Genomic DNA, 21,846 nt, shown 5'->3' on the forward strand with positions numbered 1-21,846 from the left:
GAGAGTAGGTCGCTGCCGGATTCTTTTTGAAAGCCCCTGGTGCCGCAAGGCGCCGGGGGCTTTGTCTTTGCGGGCTTTGCCTCCGCTGGCTTGCGCGGGATTCGCGCTCGCGGATGGCTGTCTTCGTGGATCAGCCCAGCAGGCGCACCGCGAGAAAGACTGGCAGGGCCACGTAATAGAGCGCCCGGCAGGTCCACTCCGCGCCGATGCGTACGTTGCGTGTCCACCGTGGGCCCAGCCACGCGGCGCCGAAGCAGAACGCTTCCGCGAAGGCTCTCCAGAAACAGCCAAACAACAGCAGGGCCAGGAACACCGGCAGCCAGGTGCGCGCGAAGGACGTGAGGTACGCCGTCCAGCCGTACATCTGGAGCTCTCCGAACGGACCTCCGAAGGAGATGTACTGGTGCGCCCGGAAGAAGATGCCAGCGAGCACTCCCGGCACCAGGCCGTACTTCAGGGCCTGGTCGTACCAGCGCCTGCGCCACTTCTCGCTCCGCGCCTGTGCGTATCTCACTCGCGGGTCGTTTCGTGCGTCTCCCCGTGTCCCCATTGCCTCGAGGAGGGGCATGGGGGCCTGGACCTCCAGCCCGTAGTCGAAGGCTCGCCCCGTGCGCAGCCGCAGGGTCAGGCCCGGGCCTGGGGTGGGCAGCCGCCACGGGCGGAGGGCTTCCAGGGCTTCGAAGGGGAGCTCGAAGTGCGCTCCCCCTTGCTGGGTGAGCACCAGTCCTTCCGGCCGAACCGTGACGGTGGCCCTCGTTCCCATCCGCAACAGGCGCAGCGCGATGTGCGGCAGGACTCCTCCCACGACGAGCCCCGCCGCGAGCGGCACGGGTTGCAGCGTCTGGGTGCCCGCGAGCACGTCCTTGAACAGCAGCGTGGTGCCGGCGCACAGCGTGCCCAGCACCGTGGTGTGCAGGAACGCCCCCAGGGCGCGCAGACGGGGTGTGAAGGCGTGGACGGGGAAGGGGCCGGACGCGTCGACGGTCATGGGAGGGGCCTGGCCGCGCGCGCATTGCCTCGATACGAGCGGCTTCCGTAGCATACGCACCCTGGAGGCCCCTCAAAACATGCGTTCCCCGCAGCCTGGCCCTGAGCGTCGCACGGATTCCGATGGCGTGACGCGGGTGACGCCCTCGCGCGATTCCCCAGGAGGTGTGGGCTCCTGGCTTATCGGGAGTGCCGTCGCCATCACGGGCCTGTGCGTGGGGCTCTGCCTCTGGTGGCTCTCCCGCCCCGTGCCTGTCGAGGACCTGCCTCCCATCGTGGTGGCGGAGCGCCCTGCTCCGGTGGCTCCCCCCCTGGAACCTTCGCGCCCTTCCGTGCGCCCCGCTGTCGCGCATGTCGCCGCGCCCGTGCCCGTGGAGGAGCCTGCTCCCATGCCCGTCGATGACCCGCCGCCGCCCGAGGGCAAGAGCGGGACGGCCCTGTACCAGCGCGGCACCAAGCCGTTGAAGCGGGGGCTTGTGGTGCCCGACGACTTCGAGCTGCCTCCCGGCTACATGCGGCACTACCAGACGACGGACCAGGGGCAGCCGCTCGCGGCCATCCTGATGTTCCATCCGGACTTCACGCCCAAGGACGCCAACGGGCAGCCCATCCCCATCCCCGAGAACCGCGTGGTGCCCGAGGAGCTGGCTCCCCCGGGCATGCCCCACAAGCTGCTGGACATCCCTGTCGAGGACGAGGACTCGCGGTGACGTCCGTGAAGAGGTGGGCCGGGGCGCTCCTGGGCGTCGCGGCGACCACCGTGCTGTTCGCGGCGCTCGGAGCGCTGCGACCGGGTTGGGTGTGGCTGGCCATGGTGGCCATGGCGCCCTGGCTCGCGGCCCTGGACGGGGCTCGCTCCGCTCGGGGGGCCTTGGGGCTGGGCGTGTTGCTGTCGGTGACGTTCACCGCAGCGGTGTTCGGCTGGTTCCCGGGCGCTGTCGCGGCGTACTCGCGCGCGCCCGTGTGGCTGTGCTGGGGCGTGTTCCTGCTCATCGCGCCTGTGTTGGAGCTCCAGTTCATCACCGCCGCCTGCGTGCGGTGGTACGCGCGCCGGCGGGTGGCGGAGGTGCCGCGCCTGGCGTGGGTGCCTCCCGTGCTCACCTCGCTCGTGTATGTGGGCACCGAGTGGTTCACGCCCAAGCTGTTCGCGGAGACGCTGGGCCACTCGATGTATGCCTCGGAGACGCTGCGTCAGGGCGCGGACCTGGCTGGCGCTCCGGGGCTCACGTTGGGCCTGCTGCTCATCAACGAGTGCGTCGTCCGGGTCGCGCGGGGGCTCGCAGCCCGGCAGGGCTTGCGGCCCAGGCCGGTGGTCGTGGCGGTGGTGCTGGCGGTCGTGGGCTGGGGCTATGGATGGGTGCGGCTGGGGCAGGTGCGCTCGGCGGTGCACTCGGCTCCTTCGCTGGTGGTGGGCGCGGTGCAGGCGAACATCACCAACATCGAGAAGCTGGCCGCGGAACAGGGGACCTACGAGGTCGTTCGCAACATCCTCGATACGCATTACGCGATGTCGGATGCGCTGTTGGGCTCGGCTCCGCTGGACCTGCTGGTGTGGCCGGAGACGGTGTATCCGACGACGTTCGGCACCCCGAAGAGCGAGGACGGCGGCGCGCTGGATGAGGAGATCCGCTCCTGGGTGTCGGAGCGCGGGGTCCCGCTGGTGTTCGGCACGTACGACCTGGAGGGCGAGCGCGAGTTCAACGCCGCCATGTTCCTGGGGCCCTCCGCGACGGGCGAGCTGGCTCAGTCCTCGTACCGGAAGACGATGCTGTTCCCGCTCACCGAGTGGGTTCCGGATGCGGTGGACACTCCTGCCCTGCGCGCGATGCTTCCGTGGACCGGTCGATGGAAGCGTGGCCCGGGGCCCCGGTTGGTGGACTTCCGCATCAACGGCGGCCGCGTGCTCAAGGTCGCTCCGCTCATCTGCTACGAGGCCATCTTCCCCAATTACGTCGCGGCCGAGGTCCGACAGGGCGCGGACCTGATTCTCACGCTGTCGAATGACTCGTGGTTCTCAGGGACTCCCGCGCCCCGGCTGCACCTGATGCATGCGGCGTTTCGGAGCATCGAGACGCGTACGGCCCAGGTGCGGGTGACCAACTCAGGCATCTCCGCGTTCATCGACCCCGCGGGGACGTGGACCTCCGAGCTGGAGGACAACCAGCGTGCCGGCACCGTGATGCGTGTGCCTTCGGCGGACCGGCTGAGCTCGCTCGCGGGGGCCTGGGGGGACTGGCTGGGGCCCGTGGCGCTCGTGCTGGCCGTGGTGCTGGGGGTGTGGATTCGCCGTCCTGTGTGACGCCGTGCTCAGGCGGCTTCGGCGTGCGGGGCGGGGAGCTGTGCGTCCGCGCCGGGCTTCCGGGCGATGACCTGGATCTCCCTGCGCAGGTGCGTCAGGCGGCAGACCTGGACCCAGGCCCAGAGGAAGGCGAAGCGGGTGTACTCGTAGGGGGCTCGCAGGCCCTTGGCCAGTCTCCGCCGCAGGATGTCCTTGCCTGCCTTCACCGGCTGCATCCCGGCCCTGGCGCAGGCGTCCGCGAGGTTGTGCTCGTAGAAGTAGACGTGGTGCTGCCAGCCTCGCCGGTCCGGGCGGAACGAGCGGCCCTTCCGGGGCATCACGATGATCTTGTAGTAGGCCGCGTCCGGCACGATGACGAAGGCCACGCCTCCGGGCCTCAGCACGCGCTGGATTTCCCGCAGCCCGTCCATGGGCTGATCCACGTGCTCCAGCGTGTGCTTCAACGTGATGATGTCGAAGGACGCGTCCGGGAACGGCATCTGTGTCAGCGAGCCGTATTCGGCCGTGTAGCCCCGCTCGCGGCAGAGGTTCACCGAGAACTGGGAGTAGTCCAGCCCCGTGGCCTTCAGGCCCGCTCGCTGCGCGGCCTCCAGCACGTAGCCCGCGGAGCACCCCACATCCAACAGGTCCTTCGCGTGCGGCGCGTACTCCAGGCACACGAGCACCTGGCGCAGGCACTTTCGCACCCGGTGGTCCCAGCGGCTCAGGTACTTCGCCCGGTTGTGCTTGAAGTACTTCTCCTCGTAGCCCTCGCCCAGGCCTGGCTTCTGCTCGCGCTTGTAGATGAGCCCACAGCCCGTGCAGCGGCCGTAGCTCAGCTCTTGGAACGCAACGACCGGTCGGGACCCGGTCTCATTGCAGACAGGACACGCGGAATAGAAGGGTGCGAGCATTTCGCGCCGCACCATCAGGCTTCACGTTCTGGAGTGTCAATCCCACCCTCGGCGCCCGTGGTTCCGTGCGCGGGGGCTCGCTTCGCCAGGCCCAGTGCTCCCAGGGCGAGCAGGGCGGCGATGGCGACTCCCAGGGCCATGGGCCTCGCGGTGCCGTCGTGGGTCGCGCTCACCGTCGCGGAGGCTCCAGCGGCCAGCATGAACTGCAGCGCTCCCAGCACCGCCGACGCGATGCCTGCCTGCTTCGCGTGCTGCTCCATCGCCAGGGCCGTGGCGTTCGGGGTGATGGCTCCCAGGGTGGAGACGAACACGAACAGCGACAGCGCGATGCCCCACAGCCCGCCAAGGCCCGTCGAGGCCACCGTCACGAGCGCCAGTCCCGCCAGCGCGGCGATGCGCACCGCCTGCTTCAACACCCGCTCCGGAGAGGAGCGCGCCATCAGCCAGTGATTGAGCTGCGACACCGCCACCAGCCCCGCCGCGTTCGCTCCGAAGAACCAGCCGAAGTGCTCCGGCTTCACGCCGTGCAGCGTGATGAACACGAAGGGCGACCCGCCGATGTACGCGAACATCCCAGCCTGCGCGAGCGCCGCCGCCAGCGCATGGCCCAGGAAGTCCGGCGCCTTCGCGAGGCCCCATATGGCCTGGAAGGGTCTGGCGGGTGCGGCGCCGCTCCTCGGAGGGGCTGTCTCCGGGAGGATGACGAACACCGCTCCCAGCGCGATGAGCCCGAGGACCGCGTGGCTTCCGAAGATGGCTCGCCAGCCCGCGGCTCGCAGCACCCAGCCGCCCAGCAGCGGGGCCAGGATGGGCGCCAGGCCCATCACCAACACCAGGCGAGACATCATCCTCGCCGCCGCGGCTCCCGAGTGAAGGTCCCTCACGACGGCCCTCGTGGTCACCATGCCCACCGAGCCTCCCAGCGCCTGCACGAACCGGCAGGCCGCCAACACGTCCGCCGATGGCGCGGTCGCGCAGCCAAGGCTGCCCAGCACGTAGAGCAGAAGACCCGCGTAGAGCGGCTTCGTGCGGCCGAAGCGGTCGCTCACCGGGCCCGCGAAGAGCTGCCCCACCGCGAGCCCCGCGAAGAACGCCGCCAGCGTGCGCTCCACCTCTCCCGCGCTCGCGTGCAGCGACTCGCCGATGGCGGGGAACGCCGGCAGGTACATGTCGATGGACAGCGGCCCGAAGCCGATGAGCACCCCCAGGATGAGGATCAGCCAGGGCCCCTCCGTGGAGCGGAAGCGCTTGGGCGTGGCGGTCGTCATCTGGCGGTCCTCTTCGACGGCTTCTTGCGGGCGCGTGCCGGCGCTGTCTTGGGTGTCATCAGCACGCGGATGAGCTGGCGCAGGACGGCTTCATCCTGGCCCGGGGCGTAGGTGGCGCCGCCCACGTGGGCGTTGAAGCAGCGGGCCTCCAGCGCGCCACAGAGGGCTTCCGCCGCGGCCCTCGGCTCGGCCAGGTCCACCCTTCCGGCCCGCTTCGCCCGGGCGAGCCACTTCGTCAGTCCCTCTCGCAGCGCGACAGGGGGCGGCGTGTCCAGGTGCATGGCCCTCGCGCCGCCCAGCGCCGAGTAGTGCAGCACGAACAACCAGGGCACCAACTGGCGCAGGAAGTCCCGGTGATGCAGGAGCGCTTCCAGGAGCTGGTCCTCGATGGGCGCGGTGTCTTTCGGTCCTGGGGCCAGCAGCGCCAGCGCGGTGGGCGGCACGGGGCGGAGGGCTCGTGACATCAGCGCCTCCTTGGTGCCCACCCGGTGCAGCAGCGCTGGCTGCGAGATGCCCAGCCGCTTCGCGATGTCCTGCAGCGGCGCGGAGGGGCCCTGCGCCAGGAACACGGAGCGGGCCGCTTCGTCGATCTGCAGGTCGGTGACGCGGGGGGGACGGGACATGGCGCGAAGGGTTAGTTACTGACTGGTAGGTAATAAATCCGCGCCAGCCGTGCAAGGAGCCCGTTTTCACGGGCCCCCCGCGGTGTCTTCAGCGGGGAATCAGATGCGGCCGGCCTTGAGCTCGCCCACCAGGTGGGCGCAGGCGCGGACGGTGAGCGCCATCATCGTCAGGGTGGGGTTCTGCGGGCCCTGCGAGGGGAAGCAGGAGCCGTCCGTGACGTAGAGGTTGGGCACGTCCCAGCTCTGGTTGAACGGGTTGAGCACGGACGTCTTCGGGTCCTTGCCCATGCGCGCGGTGCCCACCTCGTGGATGGCCATGCCCGGCTCGGAGAGCTGCTTGTTGACCTTCTCCACCGTGCAGCCCGACTCCTCCAGCATCTCCAGGCAGGAGGTGACCGCGTCCTCCGTCATCTTCAGGTCGTTGTCCGAGTGCCGGCACTCGATGTGCGCCGCCGGAATGCCCCAGCGGTCCTTCACAGTGGTGCTCAACGTGACGCGGTTCTCCTCGCGCGGGACCATCTCCCCGAAGGGCACCATGTGCATCTGGTCATCGAAGGTGAAGACCTGCACGCCGTAGCCCCGGGCGAAGTCCGGGTGGCGCTCGGTGACGTTGCGGAACTGGGGGATGTACGCCCAGCCGTGCTCCTTCTGCTGGAGGTGCGCGGGCAGGTTCATCCGCGCCTCGATGCCGCGCAGGTACATGTGGTCCATCAGGTGCTTGCCCACGAGCCCCGAGCTGTTCGCCAGACCGTCCGGGAACGCCCGGTTGCGCGAGTGCAACAGCAACCGCGTGGATTCAATGGTGCCCGCGGCCACCACCACCACCTTCGCGCGCACCTCCTCGGAGGTGCCGGAGTTGGCGTCGATGAAGGACACCCCCGTCACCCGGCCCGTGTTCGGGTCGTGCAGGATGTGGCTGGCGATGGCGTGCGAGCGCAGCGTCAGGCGCCCCGTCTTCAGCGCCGCCGGCAGCGTCACCGGCGCGTTCGCGGTCCGCCGGGCGACGACGTGACGGCCGGGCCAGCGGGCCTTCACCTTCTCGCGCAGGCGGACCTCGCCGGGGGACAGCGGCGCGGGGCCGGTGAAGACGGAGTCCGGCAGCGTGTCCACGCCGTCCGGGTTGCCTCGCAGGCCCATCCACCGCTCCACGATTTCGTAGGACGGCGCCAGGTCCGCGTGCGACAGCGGCCAGTCCGGGCTCAACCCATCCAGGCTGCCCGCGTGGAAGTTGAAGTCAGACAGCCGGTAGAACTGGCGGCCGTGAGCCTTCACGCTGGTCCGTCCGCCCACCTGCCTCGCGCGGATCCACGCGAACGGCGCGTCCGACGGCGTGGTGTAGGGATTGTCCACGTCATCCACGAAGGCGTGCGGATGGAACGGCCACGCGAAGCTCGTGGACTGGATGGACTGGCGCGACGTGCGGGCCTTGTCCGACTCGATGCGGTAGCCCAGCTTCTGCTTCACGCGGTGCATCAGGTGGAGCGCCCGGTCCGCGTTCGCGCCGCGCCCCGCCTCCAACACCAGCACCTGGAGCCCGGCCTCCGTCAGTTGCTTGGCCGCCCAGCCACCGCAGGCTCCTGAACCCACCACCACCGCGTCATAGACCGTCTTCGACGTCGTCATGCCTGCTCACCCGGACGGTCAGTCTGCCGCCGCTGCGAAAGTTCGCCTAAATTGTAAAACAGGACCCCATTGCTGCCTATAGGGTCTAGAGGTCTGGCAGGAGCCAACACAAGCCCGGGACGGCGACTTCCGCCCTGGAGTGCGGGGCGCTTGCTGTCGGAGAGGTGCGGACATGGCTGGGTTGTTGAAACGGATTCGGTGGGGGCGGGTGCTGGCGGTGTTGGTGTTGCCCTGCCTGCTGGGCGCGCTGGCGTTGGCGGGCCGTGCGGCGTGGCGCTCCGAGCAGTACTTCCACTATCCGAAGCCGGCGGCGGTGCTGCCCGAGGACTTCGGCTCCGCGCGCGAGGTGACGCTGCGCACGGACGACGGGGTGGAGCTGCGCGGCTGGTACGTGCCTTCGCGGAACAAGGCGGCGTGGGTGCTGGCGCATGGCCTGTCGCAGACCCGGATGGATTCGCTGCCGGAGGCTCGCGTGCTGCGCGACGCGGGGTATGGCGTGCTGCTGTTCGACCTGCGCGCGCATGGGCAGAGCGGCGGCGAGACGTCCACCTGGGGCGACAAGGAGCGCCAGGATGTGCGCGCGGCGCTGGCGTACGTGCGGGCCCAGCCGGATGTGGACCCTGCTCGCGTGGGGGCGCTGGGGTTCTCCATTGGCTCCGCGGCGGTGGCGGAGGTGGCGGCGAAGGACCCGCAGGTCGCGGCGGTGGTGCTGCTGTCTCCGTTCAACACGCTGTGGCTGGCGGCGGCGTATGACTTCCGCCGCTTCGGCGTCGTCACCCAGACGGGGGCGCTGGTGCCGTTCTGGCGGCGGGGGATTGCCCTGGAGGAGGTGCGGACGATTGATGCCGTGGAGCGCATCAAGCCCCGGCCGCTGTTCATCGTCGCGGGGACGGAGGAGTCCGGGCAGCCGCTGCTGGATGAGCTGTTCGCGCACGTCGCGCCGTATGCCCAGACGTGGCGCATCGCTGGCGCTTCGCACGGCAACTTCGCCGCCGCCGCGCCCACGGAGTATCCGCGCCGGCTGCGGGAGTTCGCGGACTCGGCGCTGAAGCCGGTGGCGCCTTCGGTGGAGACGCCCGTGGCTCCGGCCGTGGAGGAGAAGGCTCCGGCGAAGAAGCCTTCCCGGCGGACGAAGAAGGCGGCGGCCCGCTAGGCCTGGGCGGGCTGGGCGGCTTCGAGCTTCGCGAGCTGCTCCAGGTACATGCGGCCCTTCTCCGGGTCCGTCATGTGGATGAACGCCGCCATGCCCTTGAGCTGCTCGAGCGACTCGCCCTCGCGGCCCGGCTTGCCCTTCAGGCGGTTGTGGATGGCCGCGCGCAGGCGGCGCACCACGTCGCGGGGGACCCGGGCGGCGGGCGTGCCGTCCTTCGCCTCGTTCACCACGAGCCCCGTGACGCGCTGACGGCTGCCCTTGCGCGCGACCCGCGTCTTGTCCGGGTGCACCGTGAAGCCTTCCGCCTCCACGATGTCCTTCACTCGCGCGAGCAGCACCGCCACCGGCGCTCCCTGCGCGCGGCGGGCCTTGGGCGCCTTCGCCTTCGTCCAGGAGAAGGTCAGGTCGTCCGCGTAGCGCGTGTACGTGAAGCCCAGCTTGCGCGACAGCGCGGAGAGCCGCTTGTCCAGGCGCAGGCAGAGCGCGTTGGTGATGCCCGGCGAGGTGGGCGCGCCCTGCGGGAGGGCTCGCGGCCCCTTCGCCACGTGCAGCGTCTTGCCCCGGAAGGACATGCGCTCACGCGGCGCCTCCGTGGACATCAGCGCCAGCAGCGTGGACGTGTTCTCCGGCAGGCCGCCCTTGCGCAACAGGCCCTTCACCCGGCGCCAGTTCACGGAGGGGAAGAAGTCCTTCAGGTCCACCTTCACCAGCACGTCCGCGCCCCGGTGCGCCAGCGCGTTGGTGAGGATGGAGCGCCCCGCCACGAAGCCGTGCGCCGCGCCGTGCACCGGCAGCCGCTCCACGACGTTGGACAGCACCCAGCGCTGCGCTTCCTTCAGCTCCGGCTTGGGCGAGGTGATGGTTCGCTCGCCGCCCGTGCGCTTGGGGATGCTCCACGTCACGTAGTTGGAGCCCGTGTCCACGTCGCGGTGGAACGCGAAGCCGCGCAGCTTGGACACGCTCAGGCCCAGCGCCTTGGCCAGGTCCTCCGCGGTGTTCAGCGGGGGCAGGCCGTTCTGGCGCGCGCGCTCCTCGCGGTGCTCCAGGTCGAACTTGTCCGGCAGGCCGGCTTCGCTCCAGAAGATGCCCACGCCCAGGTGGTTCACGTGCGTGGCCTTCCACGCTTCGTGGGCCTGGCGCTCCAGCGCGCGGCGCTCCACCGCTTCGGCCTTCTTCTTCTCCTTCCAGGCCGTCTTCTCCTTGTCCTTCAGCGAGGAGAAGTCGACTTCATCCGCGAGCGCGCCCTTCGCCACGAGCTGGGCGCGCACCCATTCGTCCGCGCCGCCGGCCTCGGTGATGGCCTTCCAGCGCGTGAGGAGGGCGTCGTGCGCGGCCTTCGCGGCCTCGCGCTTCGCGGCGGTGTTGGGGGCGGCAGCGGGCGTGACTTCAGGAGCGGCCTGCGGCGGGGCGGCGGGGACGAACGACTCCAGCTTGGCGGTCATCGAGTTACCTTCGACGGGCGCGGCGGCTCAGGGAGGGGCGACGGAGACGAATTCGAGCGGTCGAGGGAGGCCAGGAAGGCACCACCAGCTCACCTGGGGCACGGTAGCCTCACCGGCTCTCCCCTCCCGAGCACTACCGTCGGGGTGGGAAAACGGCGGCTGCGTCGTTGGTTCCGCTTCCCGCCCCGACGGTAGTGCTCGGGAGGGAGAGAGCCAAGAACAGGCTACCTTGCGGAGAGTGTCCAGCATTTCAACCAGAACGGCGCAACGCCGTTCCTACGCTCGAGGCGTTGAGGCTGATGCGGTCCAGACCTCTCTCGACCACTCGCTATTCGGTTTTCGTCCGGCGCCACCATCCTTCCGGCCGCCCCGTCGGCGGCCGGGCCGTTGAGTGAGTGTTTACACCAGAGTCGAGGCCGCGTCGATGTAGCCGTCCGCGGTCAATTTCTCCAAACGGCTGAAGTACGCCGTCCGGGCTTCCGTGTCCGTGTCGAACCAGAGTCGCTGGTGGCGCGAGTCTCCCATGCGCGGTCCCCACGTGAGGGCCACCACCTTGCCGTCCAGTGATACGCGATACACCTGCTCCAGCCCCGTGGCCGGGTCGCGGCGCACGTACGCGCGCGTCTCCGCGCGGATGAGCTTGCGGCCCTCCGGCGTCTGACGGAGCGCCTCTTCCTCGGCGCGGCGGCGGGCGTACGCCAGGCGCAGCGCGAGCATGTGTTCGCAGGGGCCCTCGCGCAGACCGGAGCGGCGGAAGTGCGGGCAGCCGCAGCTCGCGTCCTTCACGCGGCCCTCCAGGTCCATGGTGAAGCTGGGGAAGAAGCTGCGCACCGCCTCGCGGTCCACGACCTCTCCCTGGATGCGCGTGCCTTCGCCGACCAGGTCGTGCACCTGCGTGAGCTTCACCTCGCCCGAGCCCGGGGCGCCGTCGCCCAGCAGGCGGTGGGCGCGGGCCTCACGCTCGTTGCCGTAGCGCAGCGCGGCCTCGTCCACCGGCGTGGGCATCAGCTCGCGCGGGCGGTAGGTGCCGCGGGACACGTCGAAGAGGACGCGGCCTCGCAGGCACTCCAACTGGAGCGCGGCGCGCACCTGATCCTTCGGGGCTCCCGCGTCCCTGGACAGCACGTCGAAGGGGAGGGGGCCGTCCTTGCGCAGGCGGTTGCGCAGTTGCTCCGCCAGGCCTTCCGGCACGTCGCGCGGCATCAGCGCGTCAAAGGCGGCGGCGCTGGACCAGCCGCTCTCCGTCCAGCCGGTGAGCCCCAGCGTCAGCGTGGCCGCGCCCAGGTCGATGACCCAGAACACCGGCAGGCCCGGACCCAGGAGCTGCACGTGCACGCTCTTCGCGTGGGGCAACAGGCGCGCGAGCGCGGCGAGGCGCTGACGGCCGAAGGTGCGCACCACCGCGGGCGCGCTGCCCGTGTACACGCCGCCGTGGCACTCCAGCACCTGCTCCCAGGGCTCCAGCACCAGGCGGGGCGGGGCTCCGGGGACCAGCTCGAAGCGCAGCGCGCGGGGCGCCTTCTTCGAGCGGCGGGTGCGCAGCGCGAAGAGCAGGTTGTAGAGGTCGATGGGCGCGATGGCGCAGGTGGTGGCCGGCAGCGTCGCGGCGGACTGCACCTGGAGGAAGCCTCGCAGCCACGCGTGGGGGACCTCCACCGTGCGCGGGGCCCGGGGCTCCGTGGCGGGGGCGGGCTTCGCGGTGGGGGCGACGTGGGCCTCCAGCACCACCGGGGCGTAGGCGCGCAGGCGGTCCAGCCGGGCGGGCAGGTCCTGCGGCACGTCCAGGAACGTGGAGCCGTGCGCGGCCTGGCGCTGGTCGAAGAGGCTGTTGTCGAAGGCGAGGCGCGCGTAGGCGCTCTCGTCGCGGGAGAAGACCTCCAGCGAGACCTGATCCGGATCCACCGTGAGGACGGGGTCCAGGACGGCGTCCTTCTTCTCTTCACCTTCCAGCGCGTTGTCGAGGAAGGCCTTCTGCGCTTCCCAGATTTGAGCGCTGGCGCGCTTGCCCTGCTTCATCAGGTACGCGAGGTACGCGGTGCGGTCGCGGCCCCGGTAGCGCAGGTCGCTGGAGAGCACCGCGAAGGCGGCGGCCAGCGCGTCGCGGAAGAGGGTGGGGTCCTTCACCTGGCCACTGACGCCCACGGTGCCTCGCGAGCCCTCCAGGGCAAGCTGCACGCGCGAGGCGTCCGGCGTGACGACCACGTCGCTCTGCGCGGCGTAGCTCAGCGCGACGGGATGACGTGCGGTTGCGGTGCTCACGACGGTTGACCTTCCTTCCGGGCGCGCTCAGCGGCCCGGCGTGCACGTTTGTGGGCGCGGTAGGCCGCCTTGCGCAGCTCCACCGACTGCGACTTGTCGAAAGCGGCCGTCTTCAGCAGCGCCGCGGCCTCGTCTCCGCCCAGGCGTCCCAGCGCGGCCCAGGCGTCCTGCTTCACCTCCGCCTTCGGGTCGGCGGCCACGGACTTGAGCGGCTCCAGGTCCTTCTTCGCCAGGAGCGCGGGGACCGCGAGCCGGCGGCCTTCGCTGGCCGTGAGCGCGGACGTGGCCACCTTCGCGCCCGTGGGGCCCAGGGCCACCGGGTCGAAGGGCTTCACCTCCAGCGCCCAGGCCGCAGACTGCTCCGGCACCAGCGCGGCCAGCACCGACGCGGCGGCGGAGCGCACGGCGGCGTCCGGGTCACCCAGGGCGGTGCGCAGGGCCTGCGCTTCGCTCGACGCCTTCAGGCGGCCCAGCACTCGCGCCGCTTCCTGGCGCACGGCGGCGGGGGCCTGGGACTCACCCTTGCGGAGGATTTCGGCGGACGTCGCCACCAGTTCCTTCGCGCCCAGCCGTGAGCCCGCCCAGAGCAGGCGCTCCCAGGCGGCGGCCAGCGGCTCCTTCTTCGGCGGCTGCGCGGTGGCCCAGGCGGTGGCGGTGCGGCGTTCGGCGGCCACCAGCGCGCGGTTCAGCCCGGCCGTGTCCACCGTGGTGGCTTCACGCGCGTCACCCGTCCAGGTGCCCACGAGCCGCGCGGCCTCTTCGCGGGCCTCCGGCTTGTCGTGGCCGAACAGGGCGATGACCTCCGGCACGGGCATCGCGCCACGGCGGGCGAGGCCGCGACGCAGGCGGAGCCGCAGCTCCACGTTGTCCAGCGTGGCCAGGCGGGGCACGAGCAGGGCGGGGTCGCCTTCGCTCGCGAGGTACGTGGCGGCGGGCTCGGAGATGTCCTCGTGCTCGCTCTGCACCGCGAGGAACTCCACCCGCGTGCGCTCCTTGGGGAAGAGCACGTCCAGCGCCTTGCGCGCGGCGGCGCGAAGGTCGTCGTCCTCCTCGTTCAGCGCGGCGGCCAGGGCGGCCTCGGCGGCAGGGTCTCCGAGCTTCCCGAGCTGCTCCGCGACCGTGGCGCGCACGTCGTCGTCCGTCTCACCGTCGGCGAGCAGCGCCTCCAGCTTCACCCGGGCGCGCTCTCCACCGATGGCGCGCAGGCCGCGCACGCCGGCTTCCTGGCGCTGGAAGGCGGCGCCGTCCGTGGCCGCGGCCTCCACCTTCTCCTCGATGCGGCGGCGGTCTTCACCGTCCGGCATCCGGTTCGCCAGCCGGCCCAGCGCCTCGATGGCGGCGAACACCATGTCCTCTTCGGCCGGGGCGTCCGGCGTGCCTCCGCCGGCCACCGTCTCCAGCTCGGAGAGGGCTCGCACGTCGCCCAGGGTGCCCAGGGCGAGCAGGGCCCGGCCGCGCTCGTGCGGCTCACCGGCGCGCGCGTACAGCAGCAGGGGGCGCAGGGCGCTGGCGCGGCGCTGGTGCGCGACGCCTTCCGCCGCGGGCAGCATCAGCTCGCGGGCCCCGGCGCGGAGGATCTCCTCCAGCGGCTCCACCGCCGCGCCCTCTTCCACCACGCGCTTCGAGTAGTGCTCCACGGCCGCCGCGCGCACGGTGACGTCGCGGTCGTTGAAGAGCTGGACGAGCAGCGCGTCCTGGCCCTCGCTCTTGCCGTGCTCCAGCTCACGGGCGGCGGCCTTGCGGACCTCCGGGTCCTGGCTCTTCACCGCCACGCGCAGGAAGCGCACCGCGAGCGCCGCGTCGCGCTTCTTCAGCTCGCGCTCGTGCTCCTGGAGCTTCTCCTGCTCCGGCGGCCAGGTGAGCTGCATCGCCGCCGTCACGCAGGCGAGGCGCACGGAGGGGGCTTCGTCCTCCACGCTCTGGCGCGCGAGCACGTCCAGCGCGTCCGCGCGGTGGGTGCGGCCCAGCGCGGCCACCAGCCGGGTGCGCTCCGGAATCTCCGTGGCCACCGTCAGGCGCGCGGCCAGCGCGGCCACGGCGGCGGAGGTCCCCAGTCGCGCCAGGGCCTCCTGGGCGCGGCGGGCCACGGCCGACGTCTCCGAGCGCAGGAAGGTGCCCAGCACCTCCACCGCCCGGTCGTCACCCCGGAACGCGAGCAGCTCCGCGGCGCGCAGCCGCAGGTCCTCGTGCTCGCTGCCCATCGCGCGGCCCAGGGCCTCCGTGACGCGCGGGTCGTTGGCGCCCGCGAGCCGCTCAATCACGCCCACGCGCAGGTCCGCGTGCTCGCTGCCCAGCGCGGCCAGCAGCGGATCCAGGCTGCCCGGCGGGCTCAGCTTCTCCAAGAGCTCGAAGGCGGACTTGCGCACCTCCGGCAGCGGCGAGTTGAGCGCCGCGGCCACTCGCGGGCGGGCCTTGTCCCCGCGCTCCGCCAGCTCCTCCAGCGCCGCGCGCGCCACGTCCGGCGACAGCGAGGCCAGGGCCAGCGCCAGCGGCTCGTCGCTGCCGGCGGGGTACAGCTCCTTGAGGCCCGCGAGCGCGGCCCGGCGCACGAGCTGGTGCGGATCCTCCAGCGCGCGCAGCAGGGCGGCCACCGCGGCGGACGTGCCCGCGTAGCCTTCCTGCGTGAGCTTCACCACGCGGTCCACGGCGTCGCGGCGGACGCGGTGGCCTTCCTCGTCGCCCGCGGTCACCTGCCGCAGCAGGCCCACGTAGGCGCCGAACGCGAGGCGGCGCAGGTGCTGACGCTCCGCCTGCGTCGCGTCCTTCGGCGTCCCGGTGCCCGCGCCTTCCGCCGGCTTCACCGCGGAGAAGAGGCGGCGCAGCCAGCTCTTGCCCGTGGCGGAGGCCGTGCCCTGCTTCTCCGGCGTGGAGGGCTGGATGACGTGCGCGGCGCCCTCGGCGGTCTCCGGCTTCCAGGGGGCCTGGAGGGAGCTGGGCCGCGCGACCTTCTGCGCTTCACGGAAGTAGTCCAGCGGCTTGTTGCGCAGCAGCAGCACCTGCGCCGCCGCGTAGCGCTGCTCCGGCTGACCGCTGGAGAGCGCCTCCGCGAGCCCAATCACGCGCTTCGCCCGCTCCTCCTCCGCGGGCCAGTCCTTCATGTCGCCGGCCTTCTCCGGACGCGGCGGCAGCAGCACCTCCACCAGGTGCGCGCGGTACGCCTCCGGCTCCGTGCGCAGCTCCAGCGCGCGGGCCGCGGCGTAGCGCACCTCCGGACGGCCGCTGGACAGCGCGCTCGTCAGCAGGTCCGGCGGTCCGCCCTCGCGGCTGGCGCGCAGGTCCCGCGCGAGCACGATGGCGAACACCATCTCCTGCACCTCGCGCGCGGAGTCCTCCAGGCCGTGCAGCAGGCCGCCGTCGCCCTCGTGGCCCAGGGCCGCGAACGCGAGGATGGCGCCCAGCCGGATGGGCAGGTGCTCATGGCGCAGGTTCCCGGTGAGCACCGGCAGCGCGCGCACGTCACCCAGGCGGGCCAGGCCGTCCGCCGCCCACGAGCGCGCCGCCACCAGCGAGTGGCCCAGCGCGTCCAGCAGCGCGCCCTCGTCGCCCCGGCGGCTGGCCGTGGCGAGACCGCGCGCGCCCTGCTCCTGGAGGTCCGTCACCTCGTGGGGCAGGAGCGTGGTGGCGTAGAAGCCCAGCAGGCGCCGCGAGCCCAGCGTGGCCAGCGCTCGCGACGCGCGGACGCGCAGGGGGACGAGGAAGCCCGGCGGGTACATCCGCTCCAGGTCCTTGTCCGTGATGAGCCCGCGCATGGGCTCGATGATGTCCTCCGCGCCGCGCGGGGCGAGCAGCTCCGCGGCCCGCACGCGCACCGGCAGCGCCGACGCCGCGATGCCCGCGAGCAGCGGCCCGTTCTCGTTCGGGATGAGCTTGTCGAGCGCCTCCAGCGCGGCGAACGCCACGTCCAGGTGCTCGTCCTGCACGCGCTTGAGGAGCGCGGAGCGCATGGCCTCCGCCGGGGCGTGCACGGAGGCCTTCGCGGCCTTCTCGCGCAGCGCCGGGTGCGGGGTGTTGAGCGCGGCCAGGTGCGGCTCCGCCTTCTCCTTGCCGGCCAGCTTCACCCACGCCTCGTAGGCGGCGGTGGCCACGCCCGCGTCGCGGTCCTCCACGGACTTCTTCAGCCGCTCCAGCGCCCAGTCGTCGGTGCCCTTCTGCGCGAGCACCTCCACCGCGCGGGTGCGCAGGTCCGGGAAGCGGCCCGCCAGCGCGCGGTCCAGCGCCTTCACCGGCTCCTGGTCGTTCCACGCCCACAGCGTGCGGAAGGCCTCGCCGCGCACCTTGGCGGACTCGTCCTCCAGCGCGTCGCCCAGCAGCCCTTCCGCGCCCTCCGCCTTGGCGCCCAGCTTCACCAGCCGGTCCAGGCCGCGCACGCGCACGTCCTCGTGACCGGAGCGCAGGGCGGCCTCCGCGGCGGACAGCGGCGCGTCCGCGTCCAGCGCCACCACGGCCGACAGCGCCGCCGCGCGCACATCCCCGTCCGCGTCGTCCAGCATCCACACCAGCCGCTCGCGGGCGCGCGGGTCCTGCAACGCCTGGAGCGCGGTGGCCGTCTCGCGGCGGATGGCGGCGTCGTCCTCGCGGGACAACTGGAGCAGCGCGCCCAGGGCGCGGCCGTCACCCAGTTGCGCCAGCACGCGCGCGCCTCGCACGGCCGTGTCCGGCATGCGGCACGCCATGGCGGCGAGCAGCGGCTCCAGGTCGGTCTCCGTCAGCGCCGTGCCGGCGGCCGTCTTGCCGAAGAGCTGCTCACGCGAGGCGGCCAGCTCCGCGTCGGTGGTGAACTTCGCCTCCGTGTCCCCGGCCGCGCGCTTCGCCTGGAGCGTCAGCATGCGGGTCACTTCCCGCACCGTGCGCGCGAACTCCTCGTCCTTGGCCTCCAGCGTGGCGGCCAGCGCGCGGCGCTCCAGCACCCGCACCGCGAAGGCCACGCGGCGCACGTCCCGGTCCGCGTCGTCCAGCGCCCGCGCCACCAGCGGCTGCAGGCGCGGGTCCGCCAGCAGGCCCGCCACGGACGCGCGCAGCAGCACCTCCACCTTGAGGGCCGCGGGGCCGCGCTCGAAGGCCAGCTTCAGCGGCTCCGTGCTGCCCTTGGGCGACACCGTGGTGAGCGCGTCCAGCGCGGCGGTGCCCACCTCCGCGTTCGTGTCCGGCAGCTTGCTGGCGATGAGCCCCGGCACCAGCGGCGACGCGCTGCCCTGCTTCGCCAGCAGGCGCAGGCCCTGCACGCGCGTGTCCACGAAGCGCGAGTCCAGCGCGGCGCGCGGGGCCGCCAGGGGCGACTCCGTCTCCAGCTTCACCAGCGCGTCCAGCGCCGCGGCGCGCACCGTCTTGTCGTCGTCGTTGAGGCGGTCGCGCAGCTTCGGGCGCGCGGCGGTGCGGCCGTGGTTGCCCAGCTCCGTGGCCGCCAGCCGGCGCGCCGCGACGTCCTTGTCCGAGGACAGCACGCCCAGGACGAAGTCCAGCGCCTCCGGCTCCAGGAGGGCCACCGCCTCCTTCACCGCGGCCTCGCGGCGGGGGAGGGCGGCCTTCAGCGCCTCGTTGAACGCGTCGAAGCCGTGGCCGAACGCCGTCGTCTCGTCCGTGGGCTTGCCGTCCGTGGCCAGCGTGATGCGGGTGACGCGGCGGTCCTCGCCGCCCACGAAGAGGAAGCCCAGGAGCTGCTTCGCCTGGCGGGGGTTCGCCGGGGGCGCGAAGGCCACCGCGTTCAGCGCCCTGGTGCCCAGGTCGAAGGTGCGCGGCTTGCGGCGCTCGTCCAGGCGCCAGACCTTCAGCTTGCCGTCGCTGCCCACGGACGCGATGCGCTCCGCCGGGTCCTGGCCCGCTTCCGCCTGCGGCGTGGGCGGGAACACCAGCCCCAGCACGGAGCCCGCGTGGCCGCTGTCCTTGTCGCCGCGGACCTCGAACTCCACCGCGCCGACCAGGTAGCCGATGCGCAGCTTGCCGTCGTCCCCCGCGGAGACGAGCCGCCCGTCGCGCGGCGTGAAGGCCAGCGCCCGCACCGCGCCCTCGTGGCCCGGCATGTCCCGGCGCGCGCCCGTCGCCACCGTGAACGAGCGCACCACGCTGTCGTCACCCGCGCAGGCCACGTACGTGTGCGTGGGGTCCACCGCCACCGCGCGCAGCGGCTGCGAGGACGCGCTCCACTCCTTGAGCTTCTTCGTGCTCTCCCAGTCCCACGCGCGCACGAAGCCGTCCGCGCCGGCCGTGTAGAGCACCTTGCCGTCCGGGCTGGCCGCCACCGCGGTGCAGCCGCCGGGGTGCGCGTTGTGGAGCTGGAACTTCACGGTGCCGTCGGTGAGCGACCCGAAGCGCACGGTGCCGTCCGCGCCCGCCGCGGCGAACTGCTCGCCGGACAGCGCCACGCCCAGCACGTGCGCGGGCAGGGGGCTGGTCCACAGGACCTTGTTGTTCGCGGCGTCATACGCGGTCAGGCGGCTGTCCGCGGCGGCGCGGGTGCCGCCCACGAGGAGCAGGCGCGCATTGGCGGCGAGCGCACGGACCTTCTCGATGTTGCCGATGGAGAGGTTGGCCATGGTGTCGTTGTCCTAGATGCCGCCGAGCTGCACGCCCGGGTGTGCCGCACGCAGTTGCACCAGCGAGGCCAGGCAGCTCTGCCACTCGCCCTTCGCCACGGAGCCGGTGAACTCGCCCAGCACGGGCGCCACCACGCGGGCGAAGCTCTCGTCTTCCAGGCCCAGGTCGCGCACCAGCTCCACCACGCGGCGCTTGGCCACGCTCGCGGACAGCCGGCGCTGCACGTCGCCCTCACGCGCTTCCTTCGCGCGCCCGGGCGGCAGGCCGAACATCATGCGCCGCAGGAACGTGCGCAGCGCCTCCACGTCGGAGAAGCGCGTGGTGCCACCCGCCTCGCGCTCGTCCTTGCCTCCGCCCGCGGGCTTCCAGCCCTCCGGCAGGTGCAGCGGCCGGTGCTTCTCCCAGAGCAGCCGCACCGCGAACAGGCCCACCTCGCGGTCCGCGCTCTGCATCAGCCCGGACAGCCGCTCCGCGCCGCCCAGCCGCGCGTAGTGCCGGCGGATGAGCTCCACGGCGACCTCCCGCGTGCTGCGCTTGGTGGACTCCGTGAGGGCGAACACCTTGCCCGCGTCCAGCTCCTCCGGCTGGAGCGTGTGGCGCGCGTCCGCGCCCGGCTCGCCCGCGTTGAGCAGGGCGTCATAGGCCAGGTTGCGGATCTCCTTCGCGTCCGAGTCCGCCAGCTCGTACACGCGCGTCTGGTAGCCCCACGCGCGCAGCTCCGAGCGGGCGAGGGTCAGCGCGAAGCGGCGCACGTCGTCGCGCGCGTCGAACAGGGCCGGCCACAGCCGCTCCGCCGAGTACGCCTTGCGCGGCGCGCGGGGGCGCAGCTCGTAGGACTTGGACTCCGGCTGCTCCGGCCCGATGCCCGGGTGGTGGCAGCGCAGGTACGTCTGCGCGAACGCGCGCACCGGCGGCGGCTGCTTCGCGCCCAGCGCCAGGTCGAACAGGCGCTCCAGGCCCGCGTCCGCGTCGCCCGTGTCGCTGAAGTCCGCGGGCACCACGTTCGCCAGCAGGTAGCGGTGCGCGAAGTCGTGCAGTTGCGGATCCGCCCTGCGCGCCAGCGCCAGCAGCCAGGGCACCGTGAGCTGCCGCGCGGTGAAGAGCTTGCGGTTGCCCAGCAGCTCCAGCGCCGTGCTCCGGTACTTGCCGTTGAAGACGAGCGCCTTGACGCGCTCCACGTCCAGGCCCGGCAGGCTGTCCGCGCGGGTGAGCCACTGCGCCGCCTGACGGCCCAGGCGCGGGTGCGCCACCAGGTCCAGCAGCCACTCCGGCCCGATGTCCGCCGGCTTGTAGGTGGACAGGGCCTTCATCGCCACGTCCTCCACGATGCGCTGGCGCGACGAGCGCTGCTTCGCCTCCGTCAGCGTCACCTTCCAGAAGTCCGCCGGCATCTCCCCGGCCGCGTACTTCGTGGAGACGTAGTTCTTCGCCCAGTCGAGCTGCTGCTGCTTGCCCCAGAGCAGCTCGCGCAGGAAGTCGTGGGTGATTTCCGCGCGGTCGAAGGACTGCTCCAGCGACTTCGCCGCGAACGCCGCGGTGGGCTTGGAGTTGAGCAGCCGGCCCAGCAGCGGCAGGCCCAGGTCGCGCGGCTTGTGCTTCTCCAGGGCGGCGGCGGCGAACTTCTGCACGTCGTCCGCGCCCCGCTCCACCAGGTCCGCCAGCCGGTCCGCGGGCAGGTCCTGCGCGTGGCCGCGCGCGTACTCGATGGCGTAGGCGCGGGCCTTGTCGCTGGGGGAGAAGAGCAGCGCGAGCACCGCCTCATGCAGCCCGGCCGCGCGCAGCTTGCCCTGGTGGAAGTCCGGCGAGCCCTGGAGCGTCTCCACCAGGAAGTCGTGCGCGCTGCCCAGCGGACGGCGCGCCAGGCGGTCCAGCCACGCGGGCGTCACCTTGCGCAGCGCCTCCGGGAAGTCCTTGCGCAGGCCCTGGATGGCGAACTTCGCGGCGGGGTCCGACTGGCACGTGTCCAACAGGCGCATCAGCGCGTCTGGCGAGCGCTTCCACGCGTCCGGGTACATGCGCTGCTTCACCATGTCGTTGGGCGGCTGGATGGCGAAGCGCGAGGCCGTATAGCCCTTGCTGTTGTGCGCCCAGATGTGGTGCGCCACCCAGCACTGCGACCACGTCGTGTCCAGGTCGTAGTGCCGCAGCACCTCCACCGCGAACTGCGGGTAGAGCTCCGGCACGGCCGCGCCCAGGTGGCGCAGGAAGCGCCACGCGCGGCGCTGGAGGTAGGTGAGGGTGCCGCCGCTGACCTCGCGGTGACGGCGTCCGCCGCGCTCGGTGTCGAAGCGCCAGGCCAGCGCGCCGAACATCTCCGCGTCGTGGCGCGCCTCCGACAGCTTGTAGATGCGCTTGAGGCCCGCCCACAGGCCGAACTTCAGCGGCGCTTCCTTCACCAGCGTGATGAGCGCGGCGCGCGCGGGCTCGGTGTTCTTCTCGTAGAGGGACACCAGCAGGTCCGCGAGCAGCAGGCGCGGCGGCAGCGGCACGTCCTTCTGCGCGAGGAAGCGCTGCCACGCCTCGTGGGAACCCTTGCGGCGGCCCGGCTTGTCGTCGCTCGCGCGCGCCTGCTCCAGGAGCTGCTTCAGCGCGTCGAAGGACAGCGCGCCCTGCGGCAGCGGCGTGTCCGACGTGCGGTCCGGCTGGTCGAGGAAGGCCAGCACGGACTCGGCCAGGTCCGGTGCCTCCGCCCTGGCCAGACGTTCGAGGTCTGCTGCGCTCAGCGCGTCACTCGGGGTCATACGTGGGGTTTAACACAGCTCCCCTGC

Annotated in this window: 12 protein-coding genes; 3 read left to right on the forward strand and 9 right to left on the reverse strand. The window is 72.3% G+C overall.

Features of this window, described 5'->3' with window-relative positions:
* Positions 1-130: 130 nt before the first annotated feature.
* Positions 131-988 carry a hypothetical protein gene (locus K8612_RS35850; protein ID WP_223765549.1) on the reverse strand — a complete coding sequence of 286 codons (858 nt, stop codon included), beginning with the start codon at positions 986-988 and terminating at the stop codon, positions 131-133.
* Between the two features lie 166 nt (positions 989-1,154).
* On the opposite strand from K8612_RS35850, the gene K8612_RS35855 reads away from it, so the two are divergent.
* Positions 1,155-1,697 carry a hypothetical protein gene (locus tag K8612_RS35855; RefSeq protein ID WP_223765550.1) on the forward strand — a complete coding sequence of 181 codons (543 nt, stop codon included), beginning with the start codon at positions 1,155-1,157 and terminating at the stop codon, positions 1,695-1,697.
* Positions 1,694-3,286 carry an apolipoprotein N-acyltransferase gene (gene lnt / locus K8612_RS35860; RefSeq protein WP_223765551.1) on the forward strand — a complete coding sequence of 531 codons (1,593 nt, stop codon included), beginning with the start codon at positions 1,694-1,696 and terminating at the stop codon, positions 3,284-3,286. The genes K8612_RS35855 and lnt overlap by 4 nt, the downstream gene beginning before the upstream one ends.
* 8 nt (positions 3,287-3,294) lie before the next feature.
* On the opposite strand, the gene K8612_RS35865 is transcribed toward lnt, so the two are convergent.
* The 4 genes from K8612_RS35865 to K8612_RS35880 all read right to left on the reverse strand — a co-directional run bounded on the left by K8612_RS35865 (position 3,295) and on the right by K8612_RS35880 (position 7,693).
* Complete coding sequence (locus K8612_RS35865; protein WP_223765552.1) at positions 3,295-4,179, reverse strand: class I SAM-dependent methyltransferase; 885 nt, start codon at positions 4,177-4,179, stop codon at positions 3,295-3,297.
* A gap of 14 nt (positions 4,180-4,193) precedes the next feature.
* Positions 4,194-5,447, reverse strand: coding sequence for a multidrug effflux MFS transporter (locus tag K8612_RS35870; RefSeq protein ID WP_223765553.1), 1,254 nt, complete (start codon positions 5,445-5,447; stop codon positions 4,194-4,196).
* Entirely contained in the window at positions 5,444-6,070 is a 627-nt protein-coding gene (locus K8612_RS35875; protein WP_223765554.1) for a TetR/AcrR family transcriptional regulator, read from the reverse strand. Before K8612_RS35875 ends, K8612_RS35870 begins: the two co-directional genes overlap by 4 nt.
* A 99-nt stretch (positions 6,071-6,169) precedes the next feature.
* Complete coding sequence (locus K8612_RS35880) at positions 6,170-7,693, reverse strand: GMC oxidoreductase (protein WP_223744560.1); 1,524 nt, start codon at positions 7,691-7,693, stop codon at positions 6,170-6,172.
* A gap of 184 nt (positions 7,694-7,877) precedes the next feature.
* Here K8612_RS35880 and K8612_RS35885 point away from each other — a divergent pair, with 184 nt between their 5' ends.
* Positions 7,878-8,846: an alpha/beta hydrolase gene (locus K8612_RS35885; protein ID WP_223765555.1), complete on the forward strand. Its 969-nt coding sequence runs from the start codon at positions 7,878-7,880 to the stop codon at positions 8,844-8,846.
* Here the strand turns inward: K8612_RS35885 and K8612_RS35890 are convergent.
* The 4 genes from K8612_RS35890 to K8612_RS35905 form a co-directional block, all read right to left on the reverse strand.
* Positions 8,843-10,288, reverse strand: coding sequence for a reverse transcriptase family protein (locus K8612_RS35890; RefSeq protein ID WP_223765556.1), 1,446 nt, complete (start codon positions 10,286-10,288; stop codon positions 8,843-8,845). The two genes, K8612_RS35885 and K8612_RS35890, sit on opposite strands and share 4 nt — an antisense overlap.
* 399 nt (positions 10,289-10,687) lie before the next feature.
* Entirely contained in the window at positions 10,688-12,547 is a 1,860-nt protein-coding gene (locus K8612_RS35895) for an SWIM zinc finger family protein (protein ID WP_223765557.1), read from the reverse strand.
* Positions 12,544-19,077, reverse strand: coding sequence for a HEAT repeat domain-containing protein (locus K8612_RS35900; protein ID WP_223765558.1), 6,534 nt, complete (start codon positions 19,075-19,077; stop codon positions 12,544-12,546). Before K8612_RS35900 ends, K8612_RS35895 begins: the two co-directional genes overlap by 4 nt.
* 12 nt (positions 19,078-19,089) lie before the next feature.
* The gene (locus K8612_RS35905) at positions 19,090-21,819 is read right to left on the reverse strand and encodes a hypothetical protein (RefSeq protein ID WP_223765559.1); all 2,730 of its coding nucleotides are present in this window, start codon (positions 21,817-21,819) and stop codon (positions 19,090-19,092) included.
* Positions 21,820-21,846 lie beyond the last annotated feature (27 nt).

The organism is Corallococcus sp. AS-1-6 (assembly GCF_020037015.1).
GTDB lineage: Bacteria > Myxococcota > Myxococcia > Myxococcales > Myxococcaceae > Corallococcus.

Coding starts and splice junctions, on each gene's coding strand:
- K8612_RS35850 (WP_223765549.1), bottom strand. CDS start 988: ATGACCGTCGACGCGTCCGGCCCCTTCCCCGTCCACGCCTTCACACCC.
- K8612_RS35865 (WP_223765552.1), bottom strand. CDS start 4,179: ATGCTCGCACCCTTCTATTCCGCGTGTCCTGTCTGCAATGAGACCGGG.
- K8612_RS35870 (WP_223765553.1), bottom strand. CDS start 5,447: ATGACGACCGCCACGCCCAAGCGCTTCCGCTCCACGGAGGGGCCCTGG.
- K8612_RS35875 (WP_223765554.1), bottom strand. CDS start 6,070: ATGTCCCGTCCCCCCCGCGTCACCGACCTGCAGATCGACGAAGCGGCC.
- K8612_RS35880 (WP_223744560.1), bottom strand. CDS start 7,693: ATGACGACGTCGAAGACGGTCTATGACGCGGTGGTGGTGGGTTCAGGA.
- K8612_RS35890 (WP_223765556.1), bottom strand. CDS start 10,288: ATGACCGCCAAGCTGGAGTCGTTCGTCCCCGCCGCCCCGCCGCAGGCC.
- K8612_RS35900 (WP_223765558.1), bottom strand. CDS start 19,077: ATGGCCAACCTCTCCATCGGCAACATCGAGAAGGTCCGTGCGCTCGCC.
- K8612_RS35905 (WP_223765559.1), bottom strand. CDS start 21,819: ATGACCCCGAGTGACGCGCTGAGCGCAGCAGACCTCGAACGTCTGGCC.